10 protein-coding genes are annotated in these 20,753 nt (G+C 45.3%); 7 read left to right on the top strand and 3 right to left on the bottom strand.

The window, feature by feature from the left end:
- Nucleotides 1–5: 5 nt before the first annotated feature.
- Complete coding sequence (locus tag IX31_RS22090) at nucleotides 6–3,827, bottom strand: inverse autotransporter beta domain-containing protein (protein ID WP_198528578.1); 3,822 nt, start codon at nucleotides 3,825–3,827, stop codon at nucleotides 6–8.
- Nucleotides 3,828–4,667: 840 nt separating this feature from the next.
- Here IX31_RS22090 and IX31_RS17915 point away from each other — a divergent pair.
- From IX31_RS17915 to IX31_RS23515, 4 genes are all read left to right on the top strand, one after another.
- Nucleotides 4,668–6,497, top strand: coding sequence for an ATP-binding protein (locus IX31_RS17915; protein WP_051880754.1), 1,830 nt, complete (start codon nucleotides 4,668–4,670; stop codon nucleotides 6,495–6,497).
- Nucleotides 6,466–7,719, top strand: a complete 1,254-nt coding sequence (locus IX31_RS17910; RefSeq protein WP_198528577.1) for an EAL domain-containing response regulator — start codon at nucleotides 6,466–6,468, stop codon at nucleotides 7,717–7,719. The genes IX31_RS17915 and IX31_RS17910 overlap by 32 nt, the downstream gene beginning before the upstream one ends.
- Nucleotides 7,720–8,141: 422 nt before the next feature.
- Nucleotides 8,142–8,753 carry a helix-turn-helix domain-containing protein gene (locus tag IX31_RS22635; RefSeq protein ID WP_034460804.1) on the top strand — a complete coding sequence of 204 codons (612 nt, stop codon included), beginning with the start codon at nucleotides 8,142–8,144 and terminating at the stop codon, nucleotides 8,751–8,753.
- A 533-nt stretch (nucleotides 8,754–9,286) separates the two neighbouring features.
- Nucleotides 9,287–9,463 carry a hypothetical protein gene (locus tag IX31_RS23515; protein ID WP_198528576.1) on the top strand — a complete coding sequence of 59 codons (177 nt, stop codon included), beginning with the start codon at nucleotides 9,287–9,289 and terminating at the stop codon, nucleotides 9,461–9,463.
- A 7-nt stretch (nucleotides 9,464–9,470) separates the two neighbouring features.
- On the opposite strand, the gene IX31_RS17900 is transcribed toward IX31_RS23515, so the two are convergent.
- Together IX31_RS17900 and IX31_RS17895 are read right to left on the bottom strand one after the other, a co-directional pair.
- Nucleotides 9,471–10,778 carry a tyrosine-type recombinase/integrase gene (locus tag IX31_RS17900; RefSeq protein ID WP_034460802.1) on the bottom strand — a complete coding sequence of 436 codons (1,308 nt, stop codon included), beginning with the start codon at nucleotides 10,776–10,778 and terminating at the stop codon, nucleotides 9,471–9,473.
- A gap of 521 nt (nucleotides 10,779–11,299) precedes the next feature.
- Nucleotides 11,300–12,205: a LysR family transcriptional regulator gene (locus IX31_RS17895; RefSeq protein ID WP_034460801.1), complete on the bottom strand. Its 906-nt coding sequence runs from the start codon at nucleotides 12,203–12,205 to the stop codon at nucleotides 11,300–11,302.
- 602 nt (nucleotides 12,206–12,807) lie between these two features.
- Here IX31_RS17895 and IX31_RS17890 point away from each other — a divergent pair.
- The 3 genes from IX31_RS17890 (at nucleotide 12,808) to IX31_RS23290 (ending at nucleotide 20,731) form a co-directional block, all read left to right on the top strand.
- A complete protein-coding gene (locus tag IX31_RS17890) occupies nucleotides 12,808–13,203 on the top strand; it encodes a winged helix-turn-helix domain-containing protein (protein ID WP_034460800.1) in 396 nt (131 codons plus the stop codon).
- Between the two features lie 437 nt (nucleotides 13,204–13,640).
- Nucleotides 13,641–14,228, top strand: a complete 588-nt coding sequence (locus IX31_RS17885; protein WP_034460798.1) for a hypothetical protein — start codon at nucleotides 13,641–13,643, stop codon at nucleotides 14,226–14,228.
- A 35-nt stretch (nucleotides 14,229–14,263) separates the two neighbouring features.
- Nucleotides 14,264–20,731: a YadA-like family protein gene (locus IX31_RS23290; RefSeq protein WP_034460796.1), complete on the top strand. Its 6,468-nt coding sequence runs from the start codon at nucleotides 14,264–14,266 to the stop codon at nucleotides 20,729–20,731.
- Nucleotides 20,732–20,753 lie beyond the last annotated feature (22 nt).

The following is a 20,753-nucleotide window of genomic DNA, read 5'->3' as shown; positions in this document are numbered from 1 at the left end:
TCAAATTATTGAACTGTTAGTGCTCCATTGACAAGCTTAATTGTTACATCTGGATAACCAGTTGCCTTGAATGTACGAGGCAAATCCAACAGACTGAAACTAATGTGAATCCCATTATTAAGACTTGCCATATCATATGTATTGGCCGACTTGCCCGGAACCGTCGTATAAATATTCTGTGTAAACGAACCACCTATTCTTGTCCGCATATCCAGAACGTTTGTATTTGCATGCATATAGAAGTCCATTACCCCCCCAGCAAATGGAACAGAGAATTTAGTCAAGGTTATGTCGTGGGTACCGGCCGGGGTTTTGTCCGTACCGCTTACGCTGACCGTGATATGGGCCACACCGGCAGTCGTGCCGCTGAAGGTTGCCGTGTACAGACCTTTATTGAGGCCATTCATTTCGGTGACACGGCTGATGGTGGTATCTGCCACGCCGGTTACCGCGAAGGTCACCGCGGTCAGACCGCTGACCTTCGCTTTCGCACTGTTTCTCGCCGTGAAAGTCACAGTGACCGTTTCCCTACCGTCAGCCGCAATAGTGCTGAACGGACTGAAGTTTAAGGCAGAGTCCGCCGCACTCACGCTGGCCGCCAGTTGTGCCGGGGTGGCACTCAGGGTGACGTCGTGGGTACCGGCCGGGGTTTTRTCCGTACCGCTTACGCTGACCGTGACATGGGCCACACCGGCAGTCGTGCCGCTGAGGGTTGCCGTGTACACGCCGTTGCTTTCGGTCACGTGGCTGATGGTGGTGCCTGCCACGCCGGTTTCCGCGAAGGTTACCGCGGTCAGACCTTTCACTGCCTGCTTCTGGGCATTCTTCGCCGTGAAGCTCAGGGTCGCCGTGGCCGTACCGTCAGCCGCAATGGTGGCCGGGGTGATGGTAAAGGCAGAGTCCGCCGCACTCACGCTGGCCGCCAGTTGTGCCGGGGTGGCACTCAGGGTGACGTCGTGGGTACCGGCCGGGGTTTTGTCCGTACCGCTTACGCTGACCGTGACATGGGCCACACCGGCAGTCGTGCCGCTGAGGGTTGCCGTGTACACGCCGTTGCTTTCGGTCACGTGGCTGATGGTGGTGCCTGCCACGCCGGTTTCCGCGAAGGTTACCGCGGTCAGACCTTTCACTGCCTGCTTCTGGGCATTCTTCGCCGTGAAGCTCAGGGTCGCCGTGGCCGTACCGTCAGCCGCAATGGAGGCCGGGGTGATGGTAAAGGCAGAGTCCGCCGCACTCACGCTGGCCGCCAGTTGGCTTTGTGCAGTACTGATAGCTAAGGTCGCAGATGATTTTACTTCCGGACCGGTTGCAGGAGTTCCGGTAACTGAGGTAGGTACTACACCGAATTGGATTGTATGCGTTTCATCCGCTGGAGTCAGAACATATGTTGCCGTTGTTGCTCCGGAGATGATGTTGCCATCACGATACCAGGCAAATGTAGTTTTCTTCGCGTCCTCCTTATCACCATCTTTGTCAGTAAAAGCATAGTGTCCAGCCAGTTTTTCACCCACTACAGGTGTACCGGTGATAGCAACTTGTGTTGCAACCGGAGCGGAACCAACGACAGGGATAAAGTCTACCCCCACAGTTTCAGTGATAGGATTGCCTTTCAGTCCGATTTGGAAATCATGATGCCCAGGTGTCGTCTGCCCTGGTAAATCAATGATAACATTACCATTACTGTCCGTCTTTTCTTTGACTTCCTTACCATCAATAATCATTGTGATGGTCGAATTTGACAGTGGCTTGTTTGAATGATCGAGCACAGGCACAGTGACATGCACAATATGTCCGTCAGCCAATGGATTTACAGGTACATTTGTTATGTGACCTGCACTGACCTGAGTTGAAACCGGAGCCAGCTCAACGTTTTTGGAAGGGAAACTTATGCCACTGATGTGCGGTGTAATATGAACAGTACCAGCTTGGGTACCAGCAGTTAAAGTTACGGTATATACCCCAGCAGTTTCTGTCTCCTGGACTTTACTTAGAGTGACGCCACCATTTGCCAATGCAGCAGGCATATCAGCCATAGCGGAAGAGACGATTGTTCCAGTAAGCAAATCCCATGCCCGTCCTCCAAGGGTTGGAGCCATACGCATTGCTGTGGTCAATGGTGAAAAACTCAGCGGCAATGTTATTGTCGGAGCAAGGCCTGATATCAGATTTCCTTTGGCATCGCGTACGGTCAGCGTCATCACAACCTTTGACTTCCCATCTGCTATGGTTGTGTTGTTGCTCAGCACCACGCTGCTGCGATTTATATCAATGCCTATTCCTTCCACAACAACATCACTAGATGCAGTGCGTGAAGCATTACCTTTCTTATCCCAGGCAGTAGCATGCACTGTGTAATGATTACCCACAGCCTTCCATGCTGGAAGTTGAACAACCCAACTTTGCGGGCCTGTGGCAATGATTTTTCCTCCAGCTGCTTCCAACTCAGGAGCCAACCAATCAATATGGTCAACACCATATTTTGCAGTGATCTGTGTATTGATCGGGATTTGGCTGCCAGCTTGCCCTCTGATTTCAACTGGCAGGGCCAGCTTCACTACATCCTGCTTCCGGTAATCCAGCACAATGTTGTTATTACGTTCAACAAGGTCTGTGCGGCTACCGGCGAGTGAACGAGCAAAGGCTACATTTTCTGGTGAAATTTGGTCAGCCCAGGATTGTCCCAGTGTATAGGTGAATAGTGCATTAAACTGCAGGTCATCGTGACTGCCACTTTTACGATAATCGCTCCCCAAGGTAACCAGCGGTATCGGTGTGTAATTCAGTCCCAGCGTCAGTGCTTTTGGGTTTTTCTGGCGAGTATCTTTGCTGAGCAATGCAACATCATTTCCTTGATATTGCTCATACTTCACTTTTGCACCTAATTGTGGCAATGAGGGCAAATACGCATTGGCAATGATATCGAAACCATTTGCTGGGCGTTCATCATAGTCGCTAAAATCTCGGGACTGATGCCAGTCCGTCATGCCGAAGTAACTGTTGGCGGACAGCTTCAGGTTATCAGTCCACGCTTCGCCCCCGATACCCACACGGCGGTTATGTCCCGTAATGTCATTATCCAAGAAAGTATTGACGCCATACATCCAATGATCATGGAATACACGGACACCTACGCCTGTATTCAGAGTGGTTCGCTGATCTTTGTGTCTTGCGCCCAGTTGGGTGAACAGCATGGTTTGCTGGTTGTCATAAAGAGGGTGTAAAACATCAACTGCACTTTCACTTAATGCGAAATGGTTATCTACACCTAACTGAACTCGGGCTGTACCAAACTGGCTGAGCCATTGCTGTAAAGCGGAGCTGCTCGCAGATCCTGCCTGAGAGCGAGCTTGTGACAACGCATATTGTTCGGCACGCTGATGCTTCAGTGAAGATGCGAGTCCTGTAGCATTGCCCGCCATCCACTGAGTAACTTCATTCTTATCCTGCTTTGTTACAGAGCGGGAAGTTTCATTTTTTTTGCCGATTCCAACCGGAATATCAAGTTCATCCCCGGCAGAAAGTTGGTTAAATGGCTTGCTGAAAACTCGAAATTGGTTGAGCTTTTTGAGCTGTAAAACAGTCAGATGTTCTCTGTCCGCAACAGTCTTTACCGTTTCTCCTTTTTGTAACGAGTAAGGACGAGTCTCGACATTATCCTGATTGGTAGTGATTTTTTTTTCTGCTGATACGGCCATCAAGGGCGTGAAAGCGCTTGCCAGAGGGAATAATGTCTGTATAGCAATATTCACCCACACAAAACGCCTCAATGAGGGTCGTAATAATTCTGTTGTTTTATTAGAAACAGCAGCTTTAGTTTTATTTTTCATAAAGCCTTCATCAATAATTCGCATTTAAAAGATAATTCCAAAAAACATAGGAAGATCTGCACTCTCTACCTAGCGCACATGATGAATTTAAAATCTGGTTAGTGCGATTACAAATAGTGTCCACGCATGGACTGATACATCAATTATTTAAATTTAAATCCTCGAAAATCAAATCAGCTAAAATCACACAAATTAAAACATTAAAAAAACAACCCCTTAACATACGCATTAAATATAGTGTCAACAGTTCAAATAAGTCCTATTTTTAATAAAAATCCATGTTGTTAGCTTATTTTTTAACAAACCAAGAAATATCCAATAATGGACAAAACAATACTAAACCTGCTTGGTGTGATTGTTTTTTATTCTTTTTTTTGAATCCCTTCAGGTTAAATTATAATTAAATCAACTTGGCCACCAACATAATCTGTTGATTTTCTTCATAAAAAAAATCAACACCCACAGAAATAGTAGAGTATCTGCATCCTTAGAATTTTTTTTCATTAACATTTTTCAAAACAAAAACGAAACAAATAAGCAAAAAAAACACACATCGAGATCGAATGCAGCGATCAATAGCGCAAAAAGCGATTGGTTTTAACTATTAATTGGTGTTGCCCTGATCGATTTAAACGATTATATTAAATAAAAAAGACTCATGTAGAATTATGACAATGCATTTTTTAATCATCATCCATTACATAAAAAACCGAATTCCTTAAGTGCAAGCAAACGCAACTACTAAGTGGTAACGATTTTTATTCATATGTATTTTCACTACAAAAATGATATTAATTCCCATAAAACTTGATACCCCCTTGAACCGAAATGAGATATCAAATGAGCCTGCTTATATTCAGTAATGTTTTTTTTATAACTACAGGTTACATTTTATCATTTAAGTGCATGAGGATAAGAAAACGCGTTTTTCAGAAAAATGAAACAGAAAAAGAATTATGGAATCATCTGGTGCTTATTCAGACTATCCTTGATTCTCAACCAAACATGGTCACCCTACTTGATAAAGTTCATCAACTAATTCTATGTAATAAAGCCTATAAAGAAACACTCACTGTGGATTTTTTGTTGCCGCTAGAAAGCCGATTTAAAGAGCAATGTTTTGCTGAACCTTTGTGGGTCTGGGAGCATGGTAGAGATATATCCGGGTCTCATATATATACAGATGCATGTGAAAACGTGCAAAAAAATGCCTCGTATACTCGCCGTATATGCCTCGATTCTGAGGGAAAGAAACTGGGGCAGTTACTGGTCCTTACTGATGTCACATTAATCAAGACTGCTGGGCAGCTTACCCGAGAGATGGAAAACCGGTTAACTTATTTAACTAATAGCCTGCCTAGTATAGTTTTACAGTATTTATGTTTAGGACCGGAAGATGAGTGTTTTCTGAACACATCAAAGGGAATTGAAGCGATTATCCGGGTAATGCTTCAAGAGCTGGTAGAAGCTGATGATAGGGAAAACCGATTGTTTGGATTTATAGAAGAGCCACGTTTGCAATTTATCCTTGATATCGCTGAAAATTACCGCAACCTGAAGCCGGTTGATGTTGAAGTGACCATACCGGTGAAAGATGCCCTACATTATTTACAAATACGTAGAAATTTTGTGGTAGAAAATGACTGTTCACGCCTCCTAAATGGAATGGTCCAACATACCACCAGCCTTAAACCCCAACAGTTTAAACTGCAATTAGCCCTTCAGTCTGCGAAAAAAGCGATTCAGACGCACAGCCATTTTTTTACACCTATTAGCCATAAATTTCGTACTCCCATTTCCGGTATTCATGGAGTGTTGGAGCTGCTGCAAATGAGTGAGTTGAGCGAATATCAACGCTATATGGTTCACAATGTCGCTCAATCAAGCAACACGTTGCTTTACCTAGTTAATGACATACTCAATATTTCTAAAATCGATACTGGAGAATTGCAACTGCAGTTTCAATCCTGCCCGTTACAATCCACTGTCTGTGATCTGATTCGTAGCCATGCAGCGACAGCCGTCAGTAAAAAACTGTTAGTGAATATTGACTGGGACACTGCGATCTCTGACAAGGCGGTCATTGATCCTTTAAGGGTTGGGCAGATTATATCTAATTTGCTAAACAACATAGTAAAGTTCATTCATCAGAGGTCAATTGCTATCAGTGCAACTTTGCAGCAAAAAGAATATCTGGCAATCATGGTTTCAGACACTGGCATTTGCATTTCTCGTGATAACCAACATCAACTGTTTAAGCCTTTCGAGCAAATAAATTCTGATATTAACCGGCGCTATAGCGGAATTGGTCTTGGGTTGACTATCTACAATCAATTAGTCAGAAAAATGGAGGCGGCCATCATAGTTGAAAGTGAATCGAGCACACAAAAGTACAACATCTCAAAGAATTCGAGAGCTCTATTTGTTGATGAAAGCAAAGCTCAAACAATGGCTAAAGAGCATCTAAAAATCAGCCAAGATGATTATCAGAAATTGACTGAAACACCAGTCGACGATAATACCAACAAAATGACCGATATTGTACATCGTCTGAAAGGAATGGTCAGAATGATTAACCATGCCCAATCTGCTTCTGAGGAAATACTACAAACACTTATGCAGTCGATTAGGAATGAGATTGACAGCTATTATCAGCAAGCAAGGTCTTAGAGTGATGAATAACTATCCTAAACAACGTATTGTGATCGCCGAGGATAATGTATTCCAACGTGGAATACTGAGAAATCAACTAGCGAATCTTGGTTATATGGATGTTTTAGATGCCGCGTCAGGGATTGAAGCGTTGACTCTATGCCATCAAAACAAAATTGATCTTCTGATTTGCGATTTGAGAATGCCTGGTATGGATGGTATGGCCTTACTTAGGCATCTTTCTACTATGCCATTCCGTGGCTCAGTTATTATTTGCAGTGCACTGGAACAACCAGTAATCGACAGCGTACTACTAATGGGGCAGGCCTTCGGTCTCCAGATACTTGGCTCGATCCGTAAACCCGTTAGTGCAACACGAATACAGGCTTTGTTGACCAAACAACATTATTATTCAATTCAGGTAAAGAATTGTAATAACTCAATAGTTACACTTGACGATTTGTGCCAAGCCCTTGATAAAGGAACCATTAAACCATGGTATCAACCAAAAGTTAGCTTTAAAAATGGAGAGTTTCTGGGTACAGAAGCACTTGCTCGTTGGTTCCATCCTGAAAAGGGATTTGTACCACCTTCCGAGTTTATCTCCCTTGCGGAACAGAATGGGCTAATAGATAAGTTAACAGACTCCATATTTTCTCAATCAATTCAAAAAGCACATTTGTGGGCAAAAAGTGGGCTATCAATTAACCTCTCGATAAATTTATCGGCTCAGTCATTGCCAAATACCCATCTGTTTGACTCCCTGCTTGAATACTGTAGGCAGTGGGGAGTAAATCCGAAAATGGTTACTATTGAAATTACAGAAGGCACATTTATTGGCGATATTGGCCGTGCATTGGAGAGTGCAACTCGTATGCGAATGAATGGATTCGGTTTGTCTATTGATGACTTTGGTACGGGTTTTGCCTCAATCCAACAACTAACTACATTGCCATTTACTGAACTAAAACTAGATCGCTCTTTTATATCTCGATGTTATGAGGATAAATCCAGCATGGCTATAGTTCAATACAGTCTAAATCTTGCAAAACAATTGGGTTTAAAGTCAGTAGCAGAAGGGGTGGAAGATGAAAAGACGTGGCAGATACTTGCCACTCTTGGCTGTGATATATGTCAAGGTTTTTTTTCTGCCCGTCCTATGCCTGAAAATGAATTAAGTAACTGGTATCGAAAATGGAGACACCAAGTATATGACATGAAATTATTTGAACATCTTTAGTAGGAATAATCTTTGTTGCCGATGATGTATATTCCGTATGATTAGTACAAGGGCCTTGCGAGTCATTGAAACAATAACCACATTGCAAATCCTATGAAAATATAATGCAAATAACTTATTCCCTGAAAAAAACAATTTCAACTATGAGCATTAATACATAGTCATTATTAACAAGACATAGCATCAATATATTAAAAAAACAAACCTACCTTCATTAAAATAGAGGTAGCTAATTAATTCCAAAAAACATCATAACCTCGGGAAGCATTACTTTCACCACTTTAGTCACACTATAAGCATTGATATTACATCACCAAATATTGCATTTTAATTACTGTAACAACCATCAATTCCACATTACTGAGAAAAGCTATTTTTGATGTGAAAACGCTTGTATCCAAATTAATAAATAAGAGGTAGTTATGAAAAGCTCAGATATCCATGATTCTATACTTATTATTGGTAAGGCTATTGAATTATCAAAGGAGTCATATGAAGAAAATCATAAGAGGAATCAACGAATAGAATTATTAAATAACAATACTATCTGTTACCTTAAAAAAGGGAGGGTCTTAGTTTATCGCAATGATAATAACCTAGTAACTCTTTCACTTAATGCACCACTCATAATGGGGCTTACTCAAATGCATAATGATATCAAGTATCATTATTTACGCTGTGAAACCAACTGCCAGATGTATATGATAAAAAATCATTCTGCAACAGAGTTGTTCAATCATAAAAACCTCTGGAAACATGCCTTTGATATACTTACCTGGCATCTTGATCTTTATTTTCATCGAGATCTAATGATGATTCACCCTAACATTAGAAATATTATTAATGAACATCTCAAACATATCTGGTCAATGCCCCCAGAAGTTCGGTCACAAACCTCTGTTTATTCCTTCATTATTTCTCGCAACCATATATCACGCAGTGCGGTTCATAAGGTGATACAAGAAATGACTGATGTAGGTAAAGTTAGAATAGAAAAGGGAAAACTGGTTTTTTACAAAGAAGTTGGACCGTAAATATTAAGCACTTATAAATTTGCATGCTGAATTGAACACGGTAATTTTCATACAGAATACTATATTGTGCACGTTTAGTTTTTTATGAACTGAGGCTCGAAGGTGTTTTCACAATCACGAGGCGTCCTCAGTTCAAACGCCATAGTCGCAAAGTATATTTGAGCACTGTTTCCACGGAAAGCTTACTCAACATATGAGAAAATTAATTGAGACCGACTTTAGTTTTAAGACTTTTAGCCAATTCGAAGGCAAGAGTCCTAACTTTCTTTTATTCAATAATTTACCTATCTCAATTACTAAAATAAAAATATCATCAAGAAGAAATTACAAAGTTTCATTTACAGTCCCAATTTTTATTTTCAGAACAGAACTGACCACCACAGTTTCTATGTACTCAGCCATTAATATAGTGTAGGTTACAATACTCACATTTTCTAATGTACGTATTACACTTCAATCTTTTTTATTTAAGTTAAAATTCGCTCCAGAACCATTTCAAAGCCAAAATTTTATGCATACAAATCAGAAATAATATGAAAAATGAAATCGTTTTATATCAAGTAACTCAAGCTAAAATCTACCGCTCTGTTGCCAGCTCAACAGCCATTGAAACCGGCAAACCCGTACAGGAAATTGAGCGGCAGCTTAAACAAAATCGAATACTGGCGAAGAGCGTCGGTCTCGCCAGCAAATCCAGCGATCCGATTTAATCAGCCTTTATCTCTGCCCAAATAGATTCACCACATTATTTTCTTGATGTTGCTGGTGGTTGTTCACTCGCGCTTCCCACAGTTCAAGAGCCTTACGCTTCTCAATCAGGTAATCATAACGGTCGTAGTGCTTAGAACTTACGTCCTGTAAAGCATGGTTTTGAATGCGGTCACGAAGGTCTTTAGCGATACCCGCTTCCCCCATCAGAGTCTTACAAGTACGACGAATATCACGAGCAATAAATGACGGGCTCAAGGAAAAGTGTTCCCTGTAATAGATAATGGCTTGCGCGAAGCTATCTGTGCGTAGATGCTGTTCAGGTTTGATACGCTGCGGGAAGATGTAAGGGCTCTGGCTAAGATTCTCAGCTTTCAACTTTTCGAGTATCTCAATGGCTGACCCTGTCAAAGGCACCAGATGGTCCCTTTTATTCTTCGACACATCCGCCACTATCAGTAAGGTCTTCTCTTCCCAGTTAACCGCATCCCAACGGCTAGAAACCAGTTCATGTGGCCGCTGCCCGCCAGTGTAAACACACAAGTTAAGTAATTGACTGATCAAAGGGCCTACTTTTGGTGCTTTCGGGAAATCCCCCAATAATTGCTGCAACTCATCTAATTTCAGCCAGTTTGTCCCGGCTTTTTCCGCTGCTGACTGTTTGGGTATGATGCTTACCGGGTTCATCAGGAGACCAAACATAACGTTCTGCTGGTGGTTTGCCGGATCGTTATCAGCCTTCAATCCATAATTAAATGCGGCCATCAGATAAGAGCGAACTCGGTTTGCTTCAACTGATGCACCACGCTTGATAATGGTCGCCAGAATTTGTTTGATATGAGCAGGGGTGACTTCGCGCGCTTTGGTGACTTTGGGTATAAATGGGTAGGTTTCTTTTTCCAGCCTGTACAGGACCTGTTGCCAGGTGCGTTTACCGTCTTCACGCATTTTGGTTGTGTATCCCAAAATGAGTTGCTCAATGCTGCCTTTTAGTTGGTCTTCACGTTGTTGTTGCTCTGCAGTAAAAAGTTGCTCCGCGATTTCAGCTTTAGGAGCTTTTCCTTCTTTAAGAAGACCTGCATGCTCTTTAGATTGTTGCCTTGCCTGCGCGAGTGTCAACTCAGGGAAACGCCCCAGCAGAATGAACTGCCGTTTGCTCTGCCAAAAATAGCGATAGTAGAAAACTCGCTGGCCCGATGGTTCGACTTTCACCCCTAAACGCCCAGCCCCACGCTCACCACTTTTGTCCCAGACGTAGTAAGCAGTTGTTTTCGGCTTTAAGCCACTAATCATCGAGACAGTTAAATTATCAGACATAGCGTTTTCTGTTCTTCCTTCGTTACGTCACCCAGCTGATTCTGGGTGATGTATTGGGTGACGTAAGGATAATACTGAAGGAAAAAAAACAGAACAATATGAAACAACAATTATAAAGTAAATTACTGTTATTTATGATTATTAAATCAAAATGCAAAAAGATGCAAAATTATGAAACATAGTTTCCATATGACTCATAATCGCTTGGTCGCTGGTTCAAGTCCAGCAGGGGCCACCAAACATATCAAGGACCTGGATAAGAACTTATCCAGGTCCTTTTTGTTTTCTGAAGTTATCTCTTGATGACCGATTCGATTCAGAGCATAAGCTAAACAATTTTGTTTTAAAGGTTGTTTTGAACATTTCACATTCTCCAGCCATCCATCATTTCAACGATACATCCCTCAGATAAACCCAACACTTAACAAAGCATTTCCACAATGCCAGTCCTCACCAGAACCTCTCTTTTACCTCCTTCAAAATTGCTCTTAGCTCCATAAATTTTTATAAATAAACGATACCTATTCTGTTTTTAAAACAGTGATAATTTTTTGTAGTAACGCATCATTAATATTTCGCTTATGAATATGTATAACGTTTGGGATCTTTTTATATGGGATAAAGTCACAATGAACTTCTTTAATTGGTAACACATGTTGAAGTAGCTCGAAGTAAGTTCGTGGTATAAATATTATTAGATCATGTAAAAGTGCAGTGAAAATCATGTTCATCGGGGATTCGCTCTTAGCAATTGGTTTAATATCCCTGACCTGTGTTATTTGATTAATATCACTTAATAAGATGGTACCGTAATGGCGTGTACTATATGCAATAAAGGGTTCATTTGCATACTGTTCCATGCTTAAGCTATCACCTATCGTTTTATGGTCCTTTCGGCAAACTAGCATTAAATCCCACTCGAAAAGTCTCGTGGAAAGTATGTTCTTATCTCCATCAAACTGCACCCCAATATCTAAATCAACCTCACCATTCCTTAACTTAGCAACACGTTCATCTGAACTCGCAGATGAATATCGAAAATCCAAAATACACTCGTTAGGCACAATACCACAGCGTATAAGCCTGTCTGTTATCCAGGCCTCTGTAAAAGCATCGGCGCGAATATATATTTCACGGACATCAGCATCAACATCGTTAACAATATTCAGAGCGTCATTAATGTCATCATTTATGATTTTAAATCGTTCGTAAATATTTAGAGCTAATGCTGTAGGAGTTACTCCATGCAAAGCGCGTACGAAAAGAGGGTCATTGTAATGTTCACGCAATTTTCTGACCGCATAGCTTACCGCTGAAGGTGCAACATCTAATACTTCAGCTGCATTCACCATACTGTTGGTGTCTATGATTGCCACCAAAAAGCGGATCAAGTTGTAATCAAATTTACCAGTTCGTAATGAAGTCATTTTGTTCGTGACTCAATGAGAAGATACGTGAGTATAGTTCAGTGAAATTTTGTATGAATACTTTCCTATTGATTCATTTTTCATATGAGTAAATGCGTGTTTCAATACACCCATAGCGAAATCAATCACTGCACCTGATACCTGATGCTCTTTTCCGTAACCCGAGGTAGTTCAGCACTTAAATAGGTAAAAGACACTTTAACTGAAACAATTAGTTAACATTGATTAAAAACCAAAAAAGAAGCAGCTAAAAAGCTGACGCAGCACTCAATAAAAAATGAATTTATATTTAATTTTTCCTATGTAAATCACTAGATTGCACGATGATCAGCGTTTTACCCTGGCATTGCATCTAAATATGAAATTTTGTGTTAACCCGTAAAATTTAATTTAGACAGGCAAAAATATCGAGAACACAAACGTTATAAGCATTAAAACCCAAGTAACGATAAGGGCATGAGATTTGGCTCCTGATTTAACCAAAAATAAACATATATTCCAGGATGTTTCCATCTGATTACTGTTTTTTTCACTTTATATAGACTGCGTACAGCTTCATATGAAGCATATAAATGAATACTGAGAGAGTAAGGGCATTTTAAATGTTTACATCTACTTTTGGTTTTTTAATAAACGATAATATTCAGGTTGATATCCATCATCGCAGGATTATCAAGCTGGACATGGATGATGCTCGTAAGGCTTATGCACTAAATGTATGTGTCATAGCCATTAAAGATCTGCATATGATGCTACTTGCATACTTACTTAATAATGCATGTGAAAAACCCGTAAATCGTGATGATATTTTCAAAAACGTCTGGGATGACCGAAATTTTAAATCGTCGAGCCAAATATTATGGTCCACATTGAAGGAGTTGAAAACTGATCTCATGATGGTTGGACTAGATCCTGACTTTATAAAAAGTGATAGAGGCGCTTTTTATAGTATTAATGCACATAAAGTACAGGCGCTTTATATAAAAAACCAACATTGAAACATTACCTTTCAACAACTTATTAATAAATAGATTGGTTTTATATTCCTTTGGTTAGCCTAAGGAAATTCCAGTGATATTGTTTTTTGATGAAAAAATATAAGCACAAATAACTTATATTTCATCTCATTCAAAATTAAATGTTCACCTTTATAGCAAGGACTCAATCCTGGCGGGGATAACTATTGCCCCAAAAACGTACCGGTGCAATTGCCATATTTAATGAGTATTACGAAATGAAAAAATCTTTCTTATTACACCAAATACGGAAATACATAGGGCTATTTAAAGAAAATATACCTTGCGTACGCCCAGCTATTTTATGCTCGATTATTATTGCCACCAGCTATTTAATTCTGCCGGTAATGGCCAATGGAGCATCAGCCTCTATTACACAAAATATAAGCCCCCCCGCGACTCATCAAACACGAGTTGCTTTGTTTAATCAGGCAATTGCTGATGACTTATCTGGCCACAACCAGGCGGCTCGCAAAGTCTATGACGACCTGACGGGCTCCGATATGTCCGCAGATATAGCGGTTCCCTCAGCTATCAACCTGGTCGCACTGGGCAAGTTTGATGCTGCGGAAAAAGCCTTTGATGGCCTGGCAGCCAGTGCCGATGCTCGCGTTAGCGATTATGCCCATTTGTGGCAGTTGTGGCTTAGCGCCCGTACTCATGCTGGTAAACCGGCATCCCTTAAAAAAGAGCTCGCCATGTTGACTTCCGGTATGGACGCCAGTTCACCAAGTCAGCAGGCGCTTATTCGTCTTTATTCAGGCAAGGGCAGCACCGAGGCGGTATTTGCCGCAATAGCCGCCATGCCGGGTACCGACGAACTCCAACGGCGTGATGCGCTAACTGAAGCCACCTTCTTCACCGGCGGCTACCTGCAATACGTCGCCCGCAATAACAAAGCCGCGCTTGGACTTTATGAGCGCGAGCAAAACCAACTGAACAGTACCTCTCTGGAACGTCCTTTGATTATCAAAGCCGCAGCCAGCCTGCAGGCCGCGAAACACTAACCGTTATCCTGGCACGGAGCCGGGAAGGAAACTTTATGAACAAGATTTATCGTCTGGTATGGAATTCTGCGCAAAAAGCCTGGGTTGTTGCCGGGGAATTTGCAGGGGCAAAAGGCAAGGGAGCCAGTTCCTTGCGTATAGCGAAACGTGTAAGTGGATTGACCGGCGCAGTTGCTGCGACTTTGTTGTCTTTCCCTGCTGAAGCATGGGTTGCCGGTACAGGCACCAGTAGTGCCGCATTGGATAATAACAATGCGGCCAACACATCAATAAACGGTGGCGTCGCCACAGGTAACAGCTCCACAGCTATCGGTCCGACTGCGTCAGCAAGTGGCTCTAGCGCAACAGCCATAGGTCAGTCCGCAACGGCCTCTGCGATAGATAGCATCGCACTGGGTCATTCGGCCAGTGCAACTATTGTTAACGGCATCGCCATTGGTCAGGGCGCAAAAGCCAGCGGTGGTAACGGGGCGATGGCCGTGGGTTCTCTGTCAGCCGCCTCTTCTGATGGCGCGATCGCTTTTGGTTCCAATTCTGTAGCATCGGATACTAACGCCACCGCGATTGGTCGTAGCTCTGTTGCGAATGGCTACAGTGCGGTGGCGATCGGTGATATGGCAAAAGCAACCCCTGATCACAGCACAGCGATTGGTGGCGGTTCATTAGTTACGGGTTTGGAAGGCACATCCATTGGTTGGTATGCCAATACAGCTGGCGCTCAAGCGCAGGCACTGGGCTACTATGCCAATGCGAAAGGTGCTAATTCTACAGCTATTGGTCCTAACGCAAGCTCGGCCGGTGATTACTCGCTGGCCCTGGGCTCAACGGCCTCAGCAGCAGGTAGCTACGGTATTGCTATCGGTAGCAACGCCGTTAATCACGATACAGGTGTTTTTAGCTTTGAAAGTCTGGGAGGGCCTGGAGCCGACCTTACCAACAAAGCAACATCTGCTATTTCTCTGGGGACATCCTCTTATAGCAGCCGCGGTGGTATTGCTATTGGTGACCATGCAACCGTGCCGGACAGCGACGCTAATGTCCAGGGGGGCGTTGCGCTGGGTAGCTATGCCACAGCGGGTGGTGCGGCCACAGCCATCGGCGTAGGCACAACGGCTGCACAAAATGCGGTGGCTGTTGGCGCGGTTTCCGCTGCATCGGGCCTGGGGGCAACTGCTTTTGGTACCTCTGCGAACGCGCAAAAGACAGACAGCCTGGCGATCGGCCATTGGTCTAACTCTACCTCCGACTATGGTGTAGCCGTAGGCTCCACCGCAGTGGCAGACAGCGCCGACAGTGTTGCTTTGGGTCATAGTGCCCGTGCGTTGTCTACCGCCCCAGGAAGTGTTGCGCTGGGCGCAGGTACGACTGCCGACCGCGCGGGCATGGCTGGTGGCAAAGAACTGTTCAGCAATACTGCGGTTGCATCTACTAAAGGCGCCGTATCTGTGGGTGACGTGGGTTCAGAACGCCAGATCACCAACGTTGCCGGTGGTACGCAGGCCACTGACGCCGTCAACGTACGCCAACTTCAGGCTGTCTCTGACAGTAGCGTGCATTACGACACCAACCCGGATGGCACGGTTAATTACAACAATGTCACGATGGGCGGTACCACGTATAACAGCACCACCCACACTGGTGGGACTAAAATCACCAACGTGGCAGACGGTTCTAACCCAAGCGACGCGGTTAACTTCTCGCAGCTGACCACCACTAACAACAACATCAACAATATCTACGCCACCGGCACTAAGTACTTCCACGCCAACTCTACCGGGACAGATTCGTCTGCAACCGGTAAGGACGCGGTGGCGATTGGAATGGGTTCTGTAGCCAGCAGCACGTCATCTATTGCTATGGGGCAAGGTGCTCAGGCAACAAATACCAGTCCACTTGACAGTGCGGATAGCGCAATTGCCATTGGTAATGGCGCCAACGTGAACTCCACAAATGCCATCGCGCTAGGTAATAAGGCATTGGTCGGGTTCCTCGACACCGGTTCGATTGCAATAGGGAGTTCATCTACAGCTCATGGCGTGAACTCAATTGCGATGGGTGATCACTCAAGCACCATATCAGATGATGCACTTGCTATCGGTGCCAATTCCAAAACGTATAACCAGAGCGTGGCGATAGGGAGTGGTGCGAAAGCGGGCACTGTCACCACCACCGGGGCTGTTGCTGTGGGTTATAATGCAGTCGCTTCTGGGTTGTCCACCTCTTCCATCGGTCGTAATTCGCAAGCGACCGCTAATTATGGCGTAGCACTAGGTGCTGGTGCGATCGCTGATCGTTCCGGTATGAATGGCGCGAAAGAGCTGTTCAGCAAAACCACCGTGGCTTCAACTCAGGGTGCTGTATCCGTAGGTTCAGCGGGTATGGAACGTCAGATCACCAATGTCGCAGGCGGTACGCAAGCCACGGATGCTGTCAACGTGCGTCAGTTGCAGTCTGTTTCAGACAGCAGCGTGCATTACGACATTAACCCGGATGGCACGGTTAATTACAACAACGTCACGCTGGGCGGCGATACCTACAGCAGCAGCACGCATACTGGCGGCACCAAAATCACCAATGTGGCGGACGGTTCTGCCCCAAGCGACGCGGTTAACTTCTCGCAGCTGACCACCACTAATAACAACATCAACAATATCTACGCCACAGGTACTAAGTACTTCCACGCCAACTCAACCGGTGTGGATTCTAAAGCGCTGGGCGTGGACGCTATTGCCGTGGGGGTAAATGCGGTTGCGGATGCCAATTCGACCAATGCCATTGCCATGGGTAATGGCGCGTCGGCAACGGCAGCAGGTAACAGTGTCGTGATCGGCAATAATTCTTCGGCCAGCTACTCGGCAAATCCAATCAATGCTCGGCAGGTAGTCATTGGGGACTCTGCGAATGCAACGGGTGTGGCGGGGATTGCAATTGGCGGAAATGCTTCTGTGACAGGTGATTCAGGAGTTGGTGTGGGGGCTGCTTCAATTGTTTCCGGAGTTGCATCAACGGCGGTAGGCAACCGATCTCAGGCTTCGGGTTTTACTTCCGTTGCTCTGGGTAACTCTTCACAGGCGACTGCCGATAACAGTGTTGCACTTGGGTTCGCTTCGACCACGACCGCTAATCTTGGGCAGGCTGCCTATGTGCCTAAAGGCGCTAATGCCGCAGATATGAAAGGGAGTGCCACCGGGGAAGTATCGATTGGTTCAGACGGGAACGAGCGCCGGATTACTAATCTGGCGGCCGGTGCTGCGCTGACAGATGCAGTCAACGTCTCACAACTGAAATCTCTCGCTGATGAGTCCGTGCAGTATGACAAAAACGGCGACGGCACGATCAACTACAACAGCATGACGCTGGGTGGCACGACCTACAACAACAGCACGCATACCGGCGGCACAAAAATCACCAATGTGGCGGACGGTTCTGCCCCAAGCGATGCGGTGAACTTCTCACAGCTGACGAATACCAATAACAGCATCAACAATATTTACACCACCGGCACTAAGTACTTCCACGCTAACTCAACCGGCACAGACTCTGTTGCTTCAGGTATTGATGCAATTGCGATTGGTATGAATGCGGTTGCAGATGTGGCACGTAGTGTGGCACTGGGTGATGGCGCGAAAACGCAAGCGGCTGTAGGTACTACAGGTACAACATTACTGGGTACGGATTATGCGTTTGCTGGCATAACTCCGGTAGGCACCGTCAGTATTGGTGATAAAGGTTCTGAGCGTACTTTGACTAACCTGGCAGCAGGCAGCCTGAGCGCAACCAGCACCGACGGTGTGAACGGTTCACAGTTGTTCGCCACCAACACGGCGCTCAGTACGATCACCGGCGATGTCACTAATTTGGATGCGGGCTCCGTCAAATACGACAAATTTGTTGATGGCACAGTTAACTACAACAACATCACACTGGGTGGCGATACCTACGACAACAGCACGCACACGGGTGGAACGAAGATCACCAATGTGGCTGATGGTTCAGCACCAAGCGATGCAGTTAACTTCTCTCAGCTGACCGAGACCAATAACACCATCAACAATATGTACGAGACGGGGACCAAGTACTTCCACGCCAACTCTACCGGTGCAGACTCTATTGCCTCAGGTACGGATGCTGTGGCAATCGGTATGGGTGCAGTAGCTGATGTGGCCCGCAGCATTGCCCTGGGGGATGGCGCGAAAACACAAGCCGCGGTTGCAACTTCCGGCGCGACGATTGCTGGCACAGATTATGCGTTTGCAGGCAGTGCACCTGTTGGCACCGTAAGCATAGGTAAAGCTGGTGAAGAACGCACCCTGACTAACATGGCTGCGGGTCGCCTGAGTGCAGATAGCACCGACGGTGTAAACGGTTCTCAACTCTTTGCTACGAATACGGCGGTTGATGCTCTGGATGCGGGAGCCGTGAAGTATGACCGTAACGGTGACGGCACTGTTAATTACAACAGCGTTACCATGGGTGGTAATACCTACAACAGTATTACCAAAACGGGTGGCACCAGGATAACCAACGTCGCTCGTGGTGAGAATGATAGCGATGCGGTGAATATGTCTCAGCTTAACGAGACGAACACCACGGTGAATTATATTGACAACACGCTTAGCCACATTACCGGGAATACCACCACAACTTACACCACGTTGAATGGTGAGGGGATTCGCTATGTGCGTACCAATGAAGATGGACTGCTGGAAAGCGATTCTTCTGCTGAAGGCCAGGGCAGTACGGCTGTAGGTTATAACGCCCTTTCAACCGGTGATAATAGTCTGGCAGTCGGTCGTGAAGCTCAGGCAATAAATGCAAATGATGTTGCGCTGGGCTCAGGCTCTATTACTGATATCGCTGTTGGTACCAGCGGCGCGAAGATTGGGGATGTGGATTACTTGTTTGCTGGTTCCACCCCAACAAGCACCGTCAGCGTGGGTAGCCGTGGTCATGAACGCACCATCACTAACGTGGCAGCAGGCCGTCTGAGTTCAGACAGCACCGATGCAATCAACGGCTCGCAATTATTTGCCACTAACTCGGCCATTAATACGCTCGATAAAGGCTCCGTTAAGTACGATATCCATGACGACGGTACGGTGAACTACAACAGCATTTCTCTGGGTGGTGACACCTATAACAGCGTTACCAGGACTGGCGGTACACGGATTAAAAACGTGGCTTACGGTATCGACGCTGGTGATGCAGTTAACGTTCAGCAACTGACAGATGCGACCACCAACATTTATACCAATGGCGTTAAGTACTTCCATGCCAACTCCGGGAAAGCGGACTCCGTGGCGAGCGGCGCTGATTCTGTTGCTGTTGGGCCAAATGCGCAGTCTATGGGCAACAGCTCTATCGCGATGGGCGATGAAGCGAAATCCATCGGCAACGGCAGTATGGCGATGGGGGCCGGAGCAGTGGCAAACAATGCGGGTGATATCGCATTGGGCGCAGGATCAACAACGTCTGCGGCAGTCGCCACAACGGGCACAACTATTCGTGGTAACGATTATGCATTTGCAGGCACCGCACCGACCAGCACCCTGAGCGTGGGTAGCGAAGGTAACGAGCGGACCATCACTAATGTCGCTGCTGGCCGCATTGCCGCAGACAGCACCGACGCGGTGAACGGTTCCGAACTGTATGCCACCAACCAGGCTATCGAAAACATTGGCAGCAATGTCAAAAACATCGATAAAGGGTCAGTGAAGTACATTACCAATGTTGACGGCACCATAAGCTACAACAATGTTGTGTTGGGCGGTGACACCTACGACAACTCCACCCATACAGGCGGCACAACGATCTCCAACGTTGCCGATGGCGTGGCGCCAAGCGATGCCGTGAACAAGCACCAACTTGATGTTGTGAATCAGACCGTGACCAACATCTCCAACGGTACAGACGGCATGTTCCAGGTGAACAACACCAGTAATAATCCGAAACCAAGACCAACGGGTAAGGACTCTGTCGCTGGTGGTGCAGGCGCGTTAGCCAGTGGGGATAACAGTGTGGCAATCGGAACCAACTCCCATGCAACACATAACAATGCGATTGCACTGGGCAATAATTCGGTAACCGATCGTGATAACAGTGTCTCCGTAGGCTTTGCTGGTGGCGAGCGTCAAATCACTAACGTGGCAGCAGGTACTAAAGGGACTGATGCCGTCAACCTGAGCCAGTTAAAAGATGGCGTAAATAGCGCTAACCAGTACACCAACAACAAGTTTAACGACCTGAAAAACATTGTTGATGACAACAAAGACAAGCTGAGCGCAGGTATTGCCGGAGCAATGGCGATGGCTAGTTTGCCACAACCTTACCAACCAGGCGCAAGCATGGTCAGCATGGGCGGGGGTACTTACCAGGGCGAAGCAGCTGTTGCTTTGGGTGTTTCCACCATCTCTGACAACGGTAAGTGGGTAACCAAACTCTCCGGTACGTCGACAAGCCAGGGTGATCTGGGTGCTGCCGTCGGTGTGGGTTATCAGTGGTAAACCTGTTTAATTAATAAAATAA

It is taken from the genome of Buttiauxella noackiae (assembly GCF_000737905.1).
Taxonomy (GTDB): domain Bacteria; phylum Pseudomonadota; class Gammaproteobacteria; order Enterobacterales; family Enterobacteriaceae; genus Buttiauxella; species Buttiauxella noackiae.
The sequence above is the reverse complement of the archived record's forward strand: the minus strand, read 5'-3'. Positions and strand labels throughout refer to the sequence as shown.